The 14,738-nt window shown below is 45.4% G+C and carries 15 protein-coding genes and 1 pseudogene; 5 read left to right on the top strand and 11 right to left on the bottom strand.

The window, feature by feature from the left end:
• Positions 1-210 precede the first annotated feature (210 nt).
• The 4 genes from artM to artP form a co-directional block, all read right to left on the bottom strand.
• Positions 211-879 (bottom strand): arginine ABC transporter permease ArtM, encoded by a 669-nt coding sequence (gene artM, locus ACTS60_RS06725; RefSeq protein WP_440887614.1) that lies wholly within the window; start codon positions 877-879, stop codon positions 211-213.
• The gene (gene artQ, locus ACTS60_RS06730; RefSeq protein ID WP_440887615.1) at positions 876-1,565 is read right to left on the bottom strand and encodes an arginine ABC transporter permease ArtQ; all 690 of its coding nucleotides are present in this window, start codon (positions 1,563-1,565) and stop codon (positions 876-878) included. The genes artM and artQ overlap by 4 nt, the downstream gene beginning before the upstream one ends.
• A 1-nt stretch (position 1,566) precedes the next feature.
• Positions 1,567-2,310: an arginine ABC transporter substrate-binding protein gene (locus ACTS60_RS06735; RefSeq protein ID WP_071234349.1), complete on the bottom strand. Its 744-nt coding sequence runs from the start codon at positions 2,308-2,310 to the stop codon at positions 1,567-1,569.
• Between the two features lie 88 nt (positions 2,311-2,398).
• Positions 2,399-3,127 carry an arginine ABC transporter ATP-binding protein ArtP gene (artP, locus tag ACTS60_RS06740; RefSeq protein WP_010451570.1) on the bottom strand — a complete coding sequence of 243 codons (729 nt, stop codon included), beginning with the start codon at positions 3,125-3,127 and terminating at the stop codon, positions 2,399-2,401.
• Positions 3,128-3,567: 440 nt separating this feature from the next.
• Here artP and ACTS60_RS06745 point away from each other — a divergent pair, with 440 nt between their 5' ends.
• Genes ACTS60_RS06745 through ACTS60_RS06760 form a run of 4 tightly spaced genes read left to right on the top strand, consistent with a single transcriptional unit; the run spans position 3,568 to position 5,865 of the window.
• Entirely contained in the window at positions 3,568-4,536 is a 969-nt protein-coding gene (locus ACTS60_RS06745) for a CsgG/HfaB family protein (RefSeq protein WP_045477696.1), read from the top strand.
• Positions 4,536-4,853: a hypothetical protein gene (locus ACTS60_RS06750; protein ID WP_045386899.1), complete on the top strand. Its 318-nt coding sequence runs from the start codon at positions 4,536-4,538 to the stop codon at positions 4,851-4,853. The genes ACTS60_RS06745 and ACTS60_RS06750 overlap by 1 nt, the downstream gene beginning before the upstream one ends.
• On the top strand, positions 4,850-5,221 hold the full coding sequence (locus ACTS60_RS06755; protein ID WP_440887616.1) for a DUF4810 domain-containing protein: 372 nt from the start codon (positions 4,850-4,852) through the stop codon (positions 5,219-5,221). Before ACTS60_RS06750 ends, ACTS60_RS06755 begins: the two co-directional genes overlap by 4 nt.
• A complete protein-coding gene (locus ACTS60_RS06760) occupies positions 5,221-5,865 on the top strand; it encodes a DUF799 domain-containing protein (RefSeq protein ID WP_440887617.1) in 645 nt (214 codons plus the stop codon). Before ACTS60_RS06755 ends, ACTS60_RS06760 begins: the two co-directional genes overlap by 1 nt.
• Before the next feature lie 88 nt (positions 5,866-5,953).
• Here ACTS60_RS06760 and ACTS60_RS06765 read toward each other — a convergent pair.
• The 7 genes and pseudogenes from ACTS60_RS06765 to ACTS60_RS06795 all read right to left on the bottom strand — a co-directional run.
• Positions 5,954-6,142 (bottom strand): annotated as a pseudogene (locus tag ACTS60_RS06765) (nuclear transport factor 2 family protein); the annotation flags it as partial.
• Positions 6,143-6,276: 134 nt separating this feature from the next.
• Positions 6,277-7,008 carry a DUF3726 domain-containing protein gene (locus ACTS60_RS06770; protein ID WP_440887618.1) on the bottom strand — a complete coding sequence of 244 codons (732 nt, stop codon included), beginning with the start codon at positions 7,006-7,008 and terminating at the stop codon, positions 6,277-6,279.
• A complete protein-coding gene (locus ACTS60_RS06775; RefSeq protein ID WP_440887619.1) occupies positions 7,005-8,744 on the bottom strand; it encodes a hypothetical protein in 1,740 nt (579 codons plus the stop codon). The genes ACTS60_RS06770 and ACTS60_RS06775 overlap by 4 nt, the downstream gene beginning before the upstream one ends.
• Before the next feature lie 112 nt (positions 8,745-8,856).
• Positions 8,857-10,425: a BCCT family transporter gene (locus ACTS60_RS06780; RefSeq protein WP_440887704.1), complete on the bottom strand. Its 1,569-nt coding sequence runs from the start codon at positions 10,423-10,425 to the stop codon at positions 8,857-8,859.
• A gap of 150 nt (positions 10,426-10,575) precedes the next feature.
• A complete protein-coding gene (locus ACTS60_RS06785; protein WP_440887620.1) occupies positions 10,576-11,562 on the bottom strand; it encodes a membrane dipeptidase in 987 nt (328 codons plus the stop codon).
• A 67-nt stretch (positions 11,563-11,629) separates the two neighbouring features.
• Positions 11,630-13,090: an aldehyde dehydrogenase family protein gene (locus ACTS60_RS06790; protein ID WP_440887621.1), complete on the bottom strand. Its 1,461-nt coding sequence runs from the start codon at positions 13,088-13,090 to the stop codon at positions 11,630-11,632.
• Between the two features lie 93 nt (positions 13,091-13,183).
• On the bottom strand, positions 13,184-13,582 hold the full coding sequence (locus ACTS60_RS06795; protein ID WP_331404737.1) for a RidA family protein: 399 nt from the start codon (positions 13,580-13,582) through the stop codon (positions 13,184-13,186).
• A 155-nt stretch (positions 13,583-13,737) separates the two neighbouring features.
• Here ACTS60_RS06795 and ACTS60_RS06800 point away from each other — a divergent pair, with 155 nt between their 5' ends.
• A complete protein-coding gene (locus ACTS60_RS06800; RefSeq protein WP_020197253.1) occupies positions 13,738-14,634 on the top strand; it encodes a LysR family transcriptional regulator in 897 nt (298 codons plus the stop codon).
• Positions 14,635-14,738 lie beyond the last annotated feature (104 nt).

A 14,738-nucleotide genomic window follows, 5' to 3' on the forward strand; every position in this document is an offset into this window, starting at 1 on the left:
AAATTGCGCCGGTAAAATCACTTAAAACAAGGCAAAGATTGCAGCTAGCTAGTTACTCTACCTACAAAATCTTTAACACCATTATAAGTGATTTTAACCAGCAAGAATGAGCAGATAATTGATGGAATTGGTATAAGTCCCAAACAAAAAAAGCCCCTGCGAGAGAATCATCCACAGAGGCGAAGTGAAATCAAATTAATAAGGACAGTCTTAAGCAGCTTCGAACGCTAGTGCTTTCTTCTCTACCCGACGGAATATCAGTGTAAGGATACCATTCACACCTAAGTAGAACACTCCTGCAATACCAAATACTGTCAACGTATCGTAGGTTTGTGCATTAATACGCTGCGCATAACCCATCAAATCCATAATCGTGATTGTGCTAGCCAGTGACGTCCCTTTGAACACCAAAATCACTTCGTTAGAGTAAGCAGGAACAGCACGACGAATTGCGTATGGCAGCAGAACTTTCAGCGTTGCAGTTTTGTTCATACCCAATGCACGACACGCTTGCCATTGACCAGACGGAATCGCGTTAAACGCACCTTTGAACAACTGAGTACTGTACGCCGCAGTATTAAGCGCTAACGCTAACATCGCGCAAAACCAAGGTTGGCTCAACCAAGTCCAAAATACGCTTTCTCTTACCGCATCAAACTGGCCTGGACCGTAGTACACCAAGAAGATCTGCACCAACAAAGGCGTACCAGTGAAAAGGGTGATGATGCCACGACTTACCCAATGCAAACCCGGAGTACGAAGGATCAGAGTCAGCGTCATCATCAAAGCAAGAATACACCCCACAACCAAAGAGGCTGCTGTCAATTGGAGGCTAGTACTTAAACCATCCAGCATTTGCCAAACGTGTTGTTCGTTCATGCGGTAGCCTCCTGTCCCATGCTCATGCCTTGAATCGAAAATTTCTTATCAATCAGTTTTACAGCACGTTGAGTAATGAGTGTAATGATCAAATAAATTGCCGCAGCTGTAGCGTACCAAGTGAAAGCCTCATGCGTAGCTGCTGACGTTAGCTGCGCTTGTTTCAGCAAGTCCGTCACACCAATCAGTGACACTAGCGCCGTATCTTTTAGTAGCACTAACCATTGGTTAGTTAAACCTGGTAGAGCGTGTCTTACTGCTTGCGGCAAAACAACTCGAATAAAAGCGTGCACTTGACTGATACCTAGAGCACTCGCCGCTTCTCTCTGCCCTCTCCCGACGGCTTTCAACGCGCCACGTAGGGTTTGAGAGGCGTAAGAAGCGAAGATTAACGACAGCGCCACCACACCAGACAAGAACGGGCTAACCTCAATAAAGTCTCCGGTGATTAAAAACAGAACCTGCGTCGAACCAAAATAGATGAACAACACGACAAGGATTTCTGGCAAGCCACGTACAATCGTCACAAACGCCGTCATTGGCCATTTAACGAAAACGCGGCGAGACATTTCACCACTGGCGAATACCACTGCCAGAATCAAACCGACTAAAAGGCTTGTGAAGGCTAGCTGGACAGTCATCCAACTAGCTTGAACAAGCGATAAAGAGTAACCCGTTAGTGCCATATTACTTACCGAAGTACTTGTTGTAGATTACGTCGTATTCGCCGTTCGCTTTCACTGTTTTCAGTGCCGTATTCAGCTTGTTCACTAGCTCGTCGTTACCTTTGTTTACCGCGATACCGAAACCGTTACCGAAGTATTTAGGGTTAGTGACGTGCTCACCCACGTACGCTAGGTTGTCTTCTTTCTTAAACCATTCTGCTACAACCGCTGTGTCACCGAATACAGAATCAATACGGCCATTTTTCATGTCGATGAACGCGTCTTGGTAGCTAGAGTAAGGAACCGCTGTTACACCTGGCATTTGCTCAATCAAGTAACTTTGGTGTGTTGAACCGTTTTGAACACCAACACGCTTGCCTTCTAAACCTTTTTGGTCAGCCACCTTATCCTTAATAGATACAAATGCAGCTGAGTTGTCGTAGTAAGGCGCAGAGAAATTAACTTGCTCTAAACGCGCTTCGGTAATGTCCATTGCAGAAATAGCAGCATCGTAACGCTTGAATTTTAATGCAGGGATCAGGCTGTCAAAAGATTGGTTGTGGAAGGTACATTTTGCTTCCATTTCTTTACATAGTGCGTTCGCCAAATCGACATCAAAACCTTGAATTTGGTTGTTTTCATCCATGTATTCAAACGGTGCGTAAGTCGCTTCCATCGCGAATTTGATCTCTTCTTGTGCTGCTGCGTTTGCTGCCATGGTTGCAGAAGAAAGGCCGATTAGTGAAGCTAGTAAAATCTTTTTCATTGCAATACTCCGTGTGTACTTAGTGGGCTGACACTCGCAATGACAGCCGAGCTTATCTGTTAAATAGACTGAACTTTAAAAACGTAATTTAGTGATTTAGGTAATCAGCAAACTGAGTGGTTTGCGGGTTAACAAACGCATCATGCGTGCCATGCTCTACAATATGCCCTCTCTCGAGGTACAGAACGTGACTAGCAATCTTTTTAGCAAAATCAACTTCGTGGGTAACAACGACTTGAGTGATGCCGGTTTCGCTTAAATCGTTAATGATCTTAACCACTTGATTTGTGATCTCAGGGTCGAGCGCTGCGGTAGGCTCATCAAAAAGCAAGACTTCTGGTTTCATCATCAGTGCTCGAGCAATCGCCACACGTTGCTGTTGACCACCAGAAAGTTGCATCGGCCATGCATCCGCTTTGTCTGCCAAATGCAGCGTCGCCAGAATTTGCATTGCCTGCTTCTTCGCTTCTTCTTTATCCATGCCAGAAACTTTTACTGGAGCCTCAATCAGGTTCTCCATCACTGTCATGTGCGGCCATAGGTTATATTGTTGAAACACCATGCCCACTTTACGGCGAAGTGCTAAACCTTGCTTCTCTTTGATTTCAGTTGAAAAGTCGAATGCGTCATCAGCGATGTTTAACTGGCCGTTATCCGCACCTTCAAGAAGGTTAAGAACACGCAGTAGAGAGCTCTTCCCTGCACCACTTGGACCGAGTAACACCAGCGTTTCACCGCTTTCACAATTAAAACTGACATCGTGTAGAACTTGGGTATCGCCGTAAGACTTATTGATACTTTTAACTTGAATACTCATGCTGCCATACTGCATTAATTGTCACTTGGGATTTATACTACCAAGAAAGAGATTTTATGCAATAAAAATGTATAAAAATTTAGATTGTTAATTTTTTGTATAAGAAACGACCAACACAGCAGAGTATCTAACTGGTGCAACGAGTAGGGTTTTAACGGATTTTGTTGAAGGAAATAAGGCGCACTGACAAGTGCTTTACAAGATCATCAAGTTGCATAATTGAAAAATAAAGCACTTTAATTTTCAATTCACACAACCAACCATACAAACTGAAACACAGCATTAAAAAAATACGCAAGGTCATAACAAATAAGATTTTTTTATCTTTTACAGCACGAAGTACCAGATGTATTATTGCAACCAGAGGCACAAAAAATACTTTAGTTATGAATTAGTGTGTCCTTGAATATCATGAGCATCACATAGAACAGGAAAGAACAATGAAATTTAAAATTGCAGCAGTTACGATGTTTGCTGCTTTTGTCAGTGGCTGTGCTACTCAGAGCCCTCAGATTAAGTCTACAGAAAGTAGCCATTCACAAGCTGAGCAACTTCAAGCTCAAAAACAGGCCGTTGAAAACTCATCTCAGTCACCAACCTTGAAACGCAAAGTCGCATTAGGTCGAATTTCTAATGAGACCATTTATGGTAAAAGTTTGCTGCGAGATGAAAAAGGAGATGTCCTCGGTAAACAAGTTACGGACATGTTATCCAAAGCTCTGACTGAGTCAGGCCAATATATGGTTTTTGAAAGACCAGACATTGAGCGATTGAAAGATGAAGCAAAGCTTACCGGTGAAGAGTTAAACATAGTCGGTGTAGACACTTTAATTATCGGTTCATTGACGGAGTTTGGCCGCAAAACTGAAGGTGAAAGTGGCTTCTTGTCATCGACAAAAAAACAAGTAGCTTATGCAAAAGTCGACCTACGACTAGTAGATAGCAAGACAGGACTCGTATACCACTCACTTTCAGGTGCAGGTGAATCGAGTTCAGAGTCCGCTTCTGTGGCAGGGTTTGGCTCTAAGTCTTCTTATGATGGCACGTTGAACGATTCTGCAATCTCAAACGCAATTTCTGACGCGATTAGTAAGCTAACGGCAGAAATCCAAACAAGACCATGGACAACTGACATCCTTGCAGTCGAAGACGGCATGATTTACATCAGTGGTGGCGAATCTCAAGGCATCAAGTCAGGTATGACTTTCAATGTTGAAACTCAAGGCAAACAAGTGAAATCAAAACAAACTGGTTTTGATATCACCCTTCCAGGGAAAAAAGTCGCTGAGATCGAAATTGTTCAAACTTTTGGTGATACAGAGACAAACGAAGGTGCCATCGCTGTCGTAAACTCTGGTTCAATTGCAAACTTTGATATCAACAGCTTAAATGTTGTGGAGCAAAAATAATGAACATCAAACTAATGATCTCTGTCCTGATTCTTGCTTTCACAGCTGGCTGTGTACAAATGCCAACAACAGAAAGCAAGACAGTCGATAACAGACCACAACTAACATTCTCTGTTCAAGAAGACAGTAGCTCTGATTACAACGTAGTGATTGATGGATTAGATAATGGTTCTATTGCACAGTACACCACTGGTAAAAAAGCGCTCCGTGTTCTTCCTGGTACTCACATTATTGAGTTCTACAAAGATGGTTCTCTAATATCATCACAAAAAATCTATGTCGGTGATGGTGTAACAAAAGAGGTAATTGTTGAATGAAATATTTAGCGCCTGCACTTGCCGTTTCTTTACCTCTATTTTTGGTAGGCTGTCAAACGACAAACACTTTATATGATTGGGGCGGTTACGATGAGGGACTTTATGAGTACTATCATGACCCAGTTGAAGCCAAAGAATTTCCGGTAGCTCTGGAATCACATCTTGCTGAGCTAGAGGAAAATGGCCAAAAACCAGCGCCAGGGTTATACGCAGAAGTCGGTACCTTTAACCTCAAATCAGGCGATACAACTAAGGCTATAGCTTTTTATAAGAGAGAAGCGGAAGTTTGGCCGGAAAGTGCACCATTAATGAATGCGCTTATTCAAAACTTGGAGAGACAAGATCACGAAGCTGAGGTAAACAATTGATGAATTACGTTAAGACTCTATTCTTGATAGCGCTTGCATCTACTTTATCCGCATGTCAAACAACTCAAGTAGAACGACAAACTGGTTTTGAGGATGCTAATCCTAAATCGATCCTTGTTTTGCCTGTCGTAAACCAGAGTGTAGATGTGGATGCACCACTAGCCGTATACAGCTCTCTTCCTGTAATGTTGGCAGAGAAAGGTTACTATGTTTACCCATCAAATACAGTAAAGACTATTCTTGAATACGAAGGTCTATACGAACCTGCGGAAATCCAAGCCCTCCCAACAGATAAGTTAGCAGACATGTTTGGTGCAGACGTACTCCTTTATGTGACAATTGAACGCTGGGACACCACGTATGTTCTTATTTCAAGTACAACACAAGTAGAGTTCACATACACTTTCAAAGATCGTGAAGGAAAAACTATCTGGGAAGCCTCGAAAATGATGGAGTACACCCCTCAGAATAGCTCTTCGGGCAATGCCATCGCAGACTTAATTGGCGCAGTAATTACAGCGACAATTAACAGAGCTGCACCTGATTATATGCCGCTAACCCGAATGGCTAACTATCAAGTGTTCTACACAGATCAGTCAACGTACTTGCCAAACGGACCTTATTCAAAAAAAGTAACAAATTAAACACCCGGTGCTATTTTTAGTAAGCGGATTGCTAAGCAAGCAATCCGCTTTTTTTATTCATTTCTACCCCTCTCATTCTGATAAAAATCTCGCGTAGCATTCGCTCGAAATAAGCGATAAATGGCGCGGTACCGTTACCCACCAACGGATTGTGCTGAATGTAGTCATCCCCCACGTACAGCTCGACCGCTTTTCTCAGCTTTCCTCGATATGCTATCTCATAGAAGGCAATGGCATTGCGCTTATTCTCTTCTATAGCGATTTGCATGGTGCTCATGGGTCTCTCCTTCGTGAAGCAAACAACCAGTCATTAGCGTAGTTGAGCGTCATGATCCTACTTTATTCTTAAACGAAAAAAGGCAGCATTCAGCTACCTCTTTTTCTATTCTCAGTGATTCCGTTTTGGTTACGCTACACTAACTCGCCCGCACCTTGCACCGAGCGTTCACTGTTCTCAACAAGGAAGACTGTGGCAGTTTGTTTAAGTGCTTCCCATTCTGCGTCTTCAACAAAGATGCCCTCTTCCCATGATGTTTTCTGCGCACGGCTCAGCTCTTCACCATCAATATGAATTGCGTAACCTAGTGAACTCGCTTCGATATCAAAATCCGTAATGGCAAGCTCTATCGTCATACTGTGATAATCGGTACTGTTATCTTCAATCTGGTCAGAAAAGAATACCTCTGGTGCAATCCGCCCACGGTTTAACACATACAAGGTTCGCTTTGGACTAGTGCCATTGACCCACTGAGCACGGCATGCAATGCCTTTGGCAGAGAGCCTAACTAGCTCACTAAATGCCAGCCAGCGATTGTGGCATTGTTTCAGTGTAATGGTGACGCTCTTGCTGCTAACCATTTTCTCAAGCGAAAAATCCAATACCGCAGGTAAATGACAGGCGATACTGCCATTGTTCAGATCGACTTCGATATGAGAGTCGCTGTTACTCGTAATGCTCACCGCGCAATCTGAATCTAAGTTGAGAAACAGACTGGCGTTGTTGAAGTGACGCACGCCGTGCAAACCCACCATTTGCAGATCCGCAACCATATTGGCAATCACATCGGCTTCACCGCAATGACGGCGCATACCAAGAAAGGCTTTGTTTACTGCTGCTACCAGCTCGTTATGTGAGACGATCATAATGCAAAACCTCCACTGATTTTTGGGTTGTCACTTTGCGCAATTTCTTCACGCTCGGGCATGGTTGGGAAAATCCACGTATCGCTAAAACGCGGGTCCTGAATCTCATCAAGCAATGGTGCGCCTTGGAAGAAGGTAACGCGCACCCATCGGTCTGAACGCGGATCAAACTTAGTCGCACCAAAGATTGCTAACTTACAGCGTAGTAGATGCATCGGTAGTGCGTCTTCACGTAGCACGTTCATCTGGATATCGCCCATTTCTCGATTGCCGAGCGTCCATACACGACGAGTGATTGCACGATACTGCGGATGCTGCAGTAAGAACTCCGCCAACGATGTTTCTGGCTGGCACGTTTGCAGCGCATGGTAGAGACGGTTTACTTGTCGCCCTATATCGAGTGGCAACTCACGTTCTTCACCGATTTCTTCCCCACGAATGCCTAGTCTCGGTTCTTCTTTGTCTTGTGAGCGATACCAGAACCAATAGTTGTTCTCTGGTAACGCGTAGTCGGCATCGATTGACCAACGGTATTTGCTCTCTAGTATTTGCGAAACATCTTGAACGCTTTTTCCACCAGGAATAGAGAGTGACTCATCGGTGTTCATTTGGTTTTCAAATTCATCAACCAAAGACGGGTAAAGCTCGATCAAACATGAAGTTAGGATTTCTTGGGCTTCCAAACTCATGGTTGTGGTTTGTTTGATCAAGCTTACCCAATTCGAGTGCTCTGCCATCAAAGCATTTAAGTTAATTTGTAGCGCTTGGAGATCAGCAATCGCTTGATGATTAAGCTGATCTTGATGCTCATTGATTGTTATCACTTGCTCTAAGTGTCGCTGTGCTTTTTTAAGCAGGGCTTTTAACGGCAGCTCTAACTCGGTAGGCTCACATGGCATGGCAAGCACATTGGCAATCGCACGCTCACGTGATGTCATCCATTGGTCGACAATACATGGATGGTTGATTAAATATGGCGCCATACCCAAGCCAGTTGCGTTCCCTACACCGAGATAGCGCTGCAGACCTTTGTGAAGTGCAACTGCATTATCTCCGCCTTTTTTCGCAGCAAGGTAATGAACCCAATCTAAACTGAATTCACGCAGCATATAAACGGCACACATTTGTGCACTGAAAGACTGGTTGAAATCAGGGTTGTTCTCCAGCAGTTTAAAGTCGGCAATACCAAATTTACCGTTACCATAAACGGCGGTGGTTCTTAGGATATAACCCACTTCTGCCAGTTCCGAAGGCTCTGGCTGCTCACCTTTAGAAAGTGCATTCACAATGTGCTCAAACACACGAACACTCTTATTCGCACGAGCAAGAACAAGCACGTTGTTTGGATTGCGCCCCGCTTCTTGCAAAGGCACATTAGCTCTTAGCTGTTCTAAAAGCTCGACATGGACATCCCCTTTCAGAAGTGCAAAGGTGACATCCCATTTCTCGGCGATAACGCGATCATTGCGCTCTTCATCAGCAATTTCATCGCAAAAAACAACCAAGTGATAAACGTGTTCCGGCGTCGCTAATTTGTAAATTACATGACCAAAACCGCGTGGACACAATTGCCACTCATGCTTGCTCACTCGCCATTCCTGACTCGCCATTTTTCGGATCAAGCTTCGTACAAAGCTGATTCGATTTTGGTGCATAGCCCCTAGCCTATCTGGTGCCATCACAATTGCAGCGTTGCGAAGTGTTGTTTCAGTGTAAGTAGAACGATGTGCATCCATTTTGCTCACCACCTATTTTTTATTGTAAGAATAAGGGCTTGTGCGGGTGTGGGGAGGATTCACCCACACAAGCGCCACGTTATTGGGTTTGATCTTTTTGTTATTACCGTAGTTATAGCCCTTGCTCTTTCGCCATTTTCATAGCGATCTGCGGTGCATTCCAAAGTGACGGTAACAGTATTAATGACACTGGAACGGCCGTAATCACGATGAAGGATTGCAGGGCTGATATACCGCCAGAGCCAAGAGAGATGAGAATCAACGCCGTGATACCCATAGCCACGCCCCAGAAGGTACGAATAATTGCATTCGGTTCTGTCTCACCACTGATCACAACACTGATGGTGTACGTCATTGAGTCACCGGTAGTAACGATAAAGATGGTGGTCAAAATCAAGAACAAGATTGAAACCAACATTGGCATCGGCAGTTGTTGAGTCACTGCGAGTAACGCGCCGGGTAAATTGAAGCCTTCAAATGCCGCACTCACACTGCCTGGATTCGCAATTTCAAACGCTAAGCCAGAACCACCAACAATGGTGAACCAAAAACACGTGGTAAGCGGAGCAACAATGCTGATAGTCGAAATGATTTGACGGATACTGCGGCCGCGAGAGATACGTGCAATGAAGATTGCCATCATCGGGCCGTACCCTAAGAACCAGCCCCAGAAGAATACCGTCCACCAGCTCAACCAACCTTCATCGCCACGGTAGGTCGCCATTGGGATGAAGTTATCTAGCATGGTGCCCACGCCTTGAATGTAACCATTGAAAATAAAGTCTGTTGGGCCAAAGAGAAGGATGTAAACCATCAATGCCAGTGCGAGAATCACGTTGTAGCGACTCAGCATTTGCATACCACGGTTCAAACCACTCAGCGCAGACACGGTGTACAACACAATCGCAAATAAAATGATGATCAACTGTGTGGTAAAGCCGTCTGGGATGTCAAACAGGGCATTTAACGCGTAGCTAACCTGCAAACCTAAGAAGCCAATCGGACCAATGGTTCCTGCCGCTACGGCAATGATGCAACAAGCGTCAATCAGCGCACCTATCTGGCCTTTTAGCGCTCGTTCACCCAGCACTGGATAAAGCAAGATACGAGGTTTTAACGGTAGTCCTTTATCGTAGTGTAAATGCATGACCACGATAGACGTCAAACTACCAACGATAGCCCACGCTAGAAAACCCCAGTGCATGAAAGATTGCGATAGTGCGTTCACAGCACCCTGCTGTGGATTATCTTGCGCGCCATACAAAGGTGGAGGACTCACATAATGTGCGATAGGCTCTGCCGCCGCCCAAAATACGCCGCCGCCAGCTAAAAGTGTACAGAAGATGATTGCCATCCAGCGAAAACCGTCCATTTCAGGTTTGGTCGTGCCACCTAAAATCACCTTGCCTGTTCGCCCTGCTGCCAAACCAAGACCAATCAGAAAAGTGAGAAGAAGCAGTAGTTGCCAATATGGGCCGAAGACTTTTACTGACCACGCAAATCCTGTGTTTACCAATGTGGATAGCAGTTCACCATCGTAAAGCGCGATGGCAACGAACAGGGCGATAAAGCCGCCACTGTACCAAAGTGCTGGGTTACTGAGCCCCAGTTTGTCCGGTGAATTTTCAGTTGCTGAAATGTCGTTGTGTTTTGCTTGGTGCTTCTTTGATGACACGCTCATCGCAGAAGTTTTCATGCTATCGGTTAGTTCAGACATACTCTGACTCCAGAGGTTTATTGCAGCTGCCTTAACGGCTACAAAAAGTGACTTTAACACCCACCTTGTTATTGTTTTTTTAGCGAGCTATTCCATGTTTATTCGGGTTACGACCTAGCTCGCCTCCAGCCCTTCTTTAAGGAAGTTAAACCAGTTCTCACCCAGGATTTTTCCTGCCTCGGATTCACTGAATCCATGACGCATTAAGCCGTTGTAAATGTTCTCCATCCCTTTACTGCCACTAAACCAAGGTAACGCATCTGGCCAACCAGAGTTGTTTGCTGAGCCTTCGCCATAATCCATTGCTTTGGACCAACGACCGTTACGCATCCACTCAAGCACTTGCTGTGGTTGGTTTAAACAAAGATCACTGCCGATGCCTAAATGATCCACACCGAACAGGTCGGCAGTTTTCGCGACCATTTGGCAGAAATCCTCTAGCGTGCATTGGCTTCCGTTTGGAAGATGGAATGGGTAAAGACTAAAGCCAATCAAGCCGCCACGTTCGGTAAGCGCTTTAATGACGTTGTTCGATTTGTTACGCAGAGCATCATGAGCAAAGGTTGGGTTCGCGTGACTAATACAAATGGGACGGGAAGAAAGGTCAATCGCTTCCAACGTTGAGCGCTCAGCGCTGTGGGACATATCGATGATCATCCCAACACGGTTCATCTCTTCGATAGCTTGTTTACCAAAGCGCGTGACACCAGAGTCGTTCTGCTCATAACACCCTGCCGCCAGCAAACTTTGGTTGTTGTACGTCAGCTGCATAATCAGTAAACCTTGGCGACGCATGACTTCTATTAAGCCGATTTCATCGTCAATTGGGGAGCAATTCTGCGCACCGAAGAAGACACCAACCGTTCCCTCTGCTTTTGCTTTCTCGACGTCAGCCATCGAGTAAATAGGCATAATCAGATCTGCATTTTGTTCGAATCTCAGGTTCCATTCGGCAAAGCGAGTTAAGGTCTCGCGTGCATTTTCATGATAAACAATCGTCGCATGCACAGCCGTAATACCACTCGCCTTCAGCGTTTGGAAGTATTCTCGATCCCAATTACAGTACTGCAATCCATCAATCACAATCCGTTGTTGGTACATAACCACTCCTTAAACGTTAATGAGCCTTTAAGGTTGGGCAGCAGAATCCTCGGCTGCCCTATTTCACTTAGTAAGGACGTTGATAAGCGGTTTTCACCACGGTGTAGAATTCTTTTGCGTATTGACCTTGCTCGCGTGGACCAAAGCTCGACTCTTTACGACCACCAAACGGAACGTGATAATCCGTTCCTGCGGTTGGTAGGTTGACCATGACACAGCCAGTTTGGGCTTGTTGTTTGAAGATGGCGCTATTACGGAGGCTTTGTGTAATGATGCCGCCCGTCAAGCCAAAGCGAGTATCGTTTGCTACTGCAATGGCTTCATCCAAGTCAGAAACTCGAATCACGCTTGCCATTGGCGCAAACACTTCTTCTTGGTTCACTTCCCAACTGTTTTGCGTATTGAGGAAAAGGGTTGGCGACATGTAGAAACCGTCATGCTCTAAGCTCAAGCGCTCACCACCGAATGCTAGCTCCGCACCACTTTGACGTGCTTTCTCAATCCATTCGAAGTTCGCATTCAATTGGTTACCATCCACCACTGGCCCCATGAAGATGCCTTCTTCTAATGCGTGACCGACTTTAAGTTCACTCATACGTTTGATCAGTGCTTCCACGTAGGCATCGTGAATGCCATCCATGACGACAAGACGAGATGACGCGGTACACTTCTGACCTGCGCCAGAGAAAGAACCTGCAATCGTCGCTTCAACAGCGATTTGAATATCAGCATCATCGGCAACCACGAGTGCGTTCTTACTGCCCATTTCTAACTGACAGCGAACGAAGTTTGGCGCTGTCGCTGCTGCGACTTTACGACCCGTATCAACAGATCCAGTAAAGCTCACGCCATTTACGTCCTTCGAGTTGATAAGCGTGTTACCCACTTGCAAGCCACTGCCAAGCACTAGGTTGAATGTACCTGCTGGTAAGCCTTGTCGATGGATAATCTCAGTCAGTGCAACGGCACTTGCTGGTGTTAAATTCGCTGGCTTCCAAACCACACTGTTACCGAACGCAAGTGCTGGCGCGATTTTCCAAGCGGCAGTCGCAGTTGGGAAATTCCAAGGAGAAATGATGGCGATAACGCCAACAGCTTCACGAGTAACCTCAACGGAAACCCCTGGACGGACAGAAGCAGCGTTATCGCCAATTTGACGCAGCACTTCAGCCGCAAAATATTGGAAGAATTGTCCAGCGCGGTAGATTTCACCTCGACCTTCTGCAAATGGTTTGCCTTCTTCGCGTGAAAGCAATGTACCAAGCTCGTCACAACGAGCGATCAGCTCATCGCCAATCGCCTGCAAAACCGCTTGTTTGCGCTCAATCGGCGTTTTTTCCCACTCTGGCTGCGCAACTTTCGCGGCTTGAATTGCTTGCTCTACTTGACCTTCACTCGCCTGAGCAAAATCGCCTAAGTTCTCACTGATGTCTGAAGGGTTAATGTTCGCAACCGTATTAATGCCAGATTGCCATTCGCCTGCAATGTAGAGAGATTTCTCTGCTTGAACATTATTAATAAAAGTCATTGCTCTGTCCTTATTCTTCCTGACGTCTGGTGATCGCCACCAGCTCACTGATCTCACTAACAAAGCCCGGTGATGAGGCTTTGATTATTATTTTTACTCTGGCTGACTCGCTGATGCGTAAACCACAAACTCCACCAGCATCTCTTCACGAGCTAGTCCCGCTACGACCATAGCGGCGCGATTAGGGTAAGGCGCTTCAAAATACTCAGCGTAGACTTGGTTAACCGTTTTTAAGTACTCACGATCCGTCACATAAATCAGCACCTGCAAAACAGAATCTAAAGACTCCCCTGCACACTCCAACGTGTGAACGAGATTATTAAAGGTTTGACGAGTTTGGGCTTCGATACCGCCTTCCACGACAGCACCTGTATCATCAATCGGGATTTGCGCGGTGTATAACGTGCCATTGTTAACAATTGCCCATTCTAGCGGCGCTTTAGAGGCAAACAATGCGGTTTTGACTGGGTATTTTTTCGTAGAAATATTCACGTGCCTTTCAACCTTTGTAACAACCTTGTTTCAAGATAGTTAAATACTGCACATTGACAGGCGATAAATCTAACGGTAAATTTTTTACATTTGATAAGAAAAATCTATCACCTTATTAAAACTAAGGTAAATAAAGGGATTGCAGAGGTTTCGCCATGAGTATCAAGCTTCAACAATTAAAGCATTTTGTGATGGTGGTCGAGGAAGGTGGTTTTAGAGCAGCGTCACATCGAGCGAACCGTTCTCAGGCTGCGCTGTCAACGTCAATCAAAGAACTAGAAAAAATACTCGGTCAAACCCTATTTGAGCCGGGCAATAAATCCAAACTCACTCCATTCGGTGAGATCTGCTTGCCTAAGATCATTCAGTTTCTCAACATCTATAACGCCCTAGATAACGATTTAAAAGCTGCCGCCGCAGGACAACAAGGTCGAGTGCGCATCGCCAGTGTCCCTTCAGTTGCAGCCAAGTTGATTCCTAGCGTGCTCGGCGCATTCTGCGAACGATACCCGAATGTAGAAGTCAGCTTGATTGATGATAACGCCGCTGGGGTCGAAGCCCGTTTGTTATCAGGCGAAGTGGATTTAGCGTTAGGTAACCCATCACATTTAGACGAAGGCGGTATCGAGTTTACCCCGCTAATCTCTGACCCCATTGGCGTGGTGTGTTTGAAGGATAACCCTATCGCTCAGCATCCAGAAGGTATAGAGTGGCAAACGCTGTTAGAACAACCTTTTATTCGAAACGGAACTTGCACCCTACTCGATCCCACTCCTGCGCGCGCGCTAAGTGAACAAGCTTTGTATTCCGTGGAGAACATTACGTCTTTATTCTCAGTTCTTGAGCTCGGTATTGGTGTCACCACCTTGCCAAAATTAGCGTTCCCGACCAACGAAACTCGACTGGTTTGGATTCCACTGATCGATCCACCTTTGGAGAGACAAGTAGGTATCTTTACTCTGACGGATAGAACCATTTCCCCTCAGGCAAAAGCGTTTCATGATTTGTGCATTCACTACTTGAACTACCAAGAAGAAGTCGAAACTGCATAGGCATATACCCAAGTGACTTCAAGATGCAGGATTCAGAGCGTTGTCATTGATTCGAGGGCAAGGAAGACAACGCAGCGTAATAGCCAGCTATTTCCAAGTTGTTT

It is taken from the genome of Vibrio sp. WZ-1, from assembly GCF_052037695.1.
Classification (GTDB): domain Bacteria; phylum Pseudomonadota; class Gammaproteobacteria; order Enterobacterales; family Vibrionaceae; genus Vibrio.

Excerpts from the sequence above, each read along its gene's own strand:
- ACTS60_RS06760 (WP_440887617.1), top strand. The coding sequence starts at position 5,221 with ATGAATTACGTTAAGACTCTATTCTTGATAGCGCTTGCATCTACTTTA.
- artM (WP_440887614.1), bottom strand. The coding sequence starts at position 879 with ATGAACGAACAACACGTTTGGCAAATGCTGGATGGTTTAAGTACTAGC.
- ACTS60_RS06790 (WP_440887621.1), bottom strand. The coding sequence starts at position 13,090 with ATGACTTTTATTAATAATGTTCAAGCAGAGAAATCTCTCTACATTGCA.
- ACTS60_RS06755 (WP_440887616.1), top strand. The coding sequence starts at position 4,850 with ATGAAATATTTAGCGCCTGCACTTGCCGTTTCTTTACCTCTATTTTTG.
- ACTS60_RS06750 (WP_045386899.1), top strand. The coding sequence starts at position 4,536 with ATGAACATCAAACTAATGATCTCTGTCCTGATTCTTGCTTTCACAGCT.
- artQ (WP_440887615.1), bottom strand. The coding sequence starts at position 1,565 with ATGGCACTAACGGGTTACTCTTTATCGCTTGTTCAAGCTAGTTGGATG.
- artP (WP_010451570.1), bottom strand. The coding sequence starts at position 3,127 with ATGAGTATTCAAGTTAAAAGTATCAATAAGTCTTACGGCGATACCCAA.
- ACTS60_RS06770 (WP_440887618.1), bottom strand. The coding sequence starts at position 7,008 with ATGATCGTCTCACATAACGAGCTGGTAGCAGCAGTAAACAAAGCCTTT.
- ACTS60_RS06800 (WP_020197253.1), top strand. The coding sequence starts at position 13,738 with ATGAGTATCAAGCTTCAACAATTAAAGCATTTTGTGATGGTGGTCGAG.
- ACTS60_RS06745 (WP_045477696.1), top strand. The coding sequence starts at position 3,568 with ATGAAATTTAAAATTGCAGCAGTTACGATGTTTGCTGCTTTTGTCAGT.
- ACTS60_RS06780 (WP_440887704.1), bottom strand. The coding sequence starts at position 10,425 with ATGAGCGTGTCATCAAAGAAGCACCAAGCAAAACACAACGACATTTCA.
- ACTS60_RS06735 (WP_071234349.1), bottom strand. The coding sequence starts at position 2,310 with ATGAAAAAGATTTTACTAGCTTCACTAATCGGCCTTTCTTCTGCAACC.
- ACTS60_RS06775 (WP_440887619.1), bottom strand. The coding sequence starts at position 8,744 with ATGGATGCACATCGTTCTACTTACACTGAAACAACACTTCGCAACGCT.
- ACTS60_RS06785 (WP_440887620.1), bottom strand. The coding sequence starts at position 11,562 with ATGTACCAACAACGGATTGTGATTGATGGATTGCAGTACTGTAATTGG.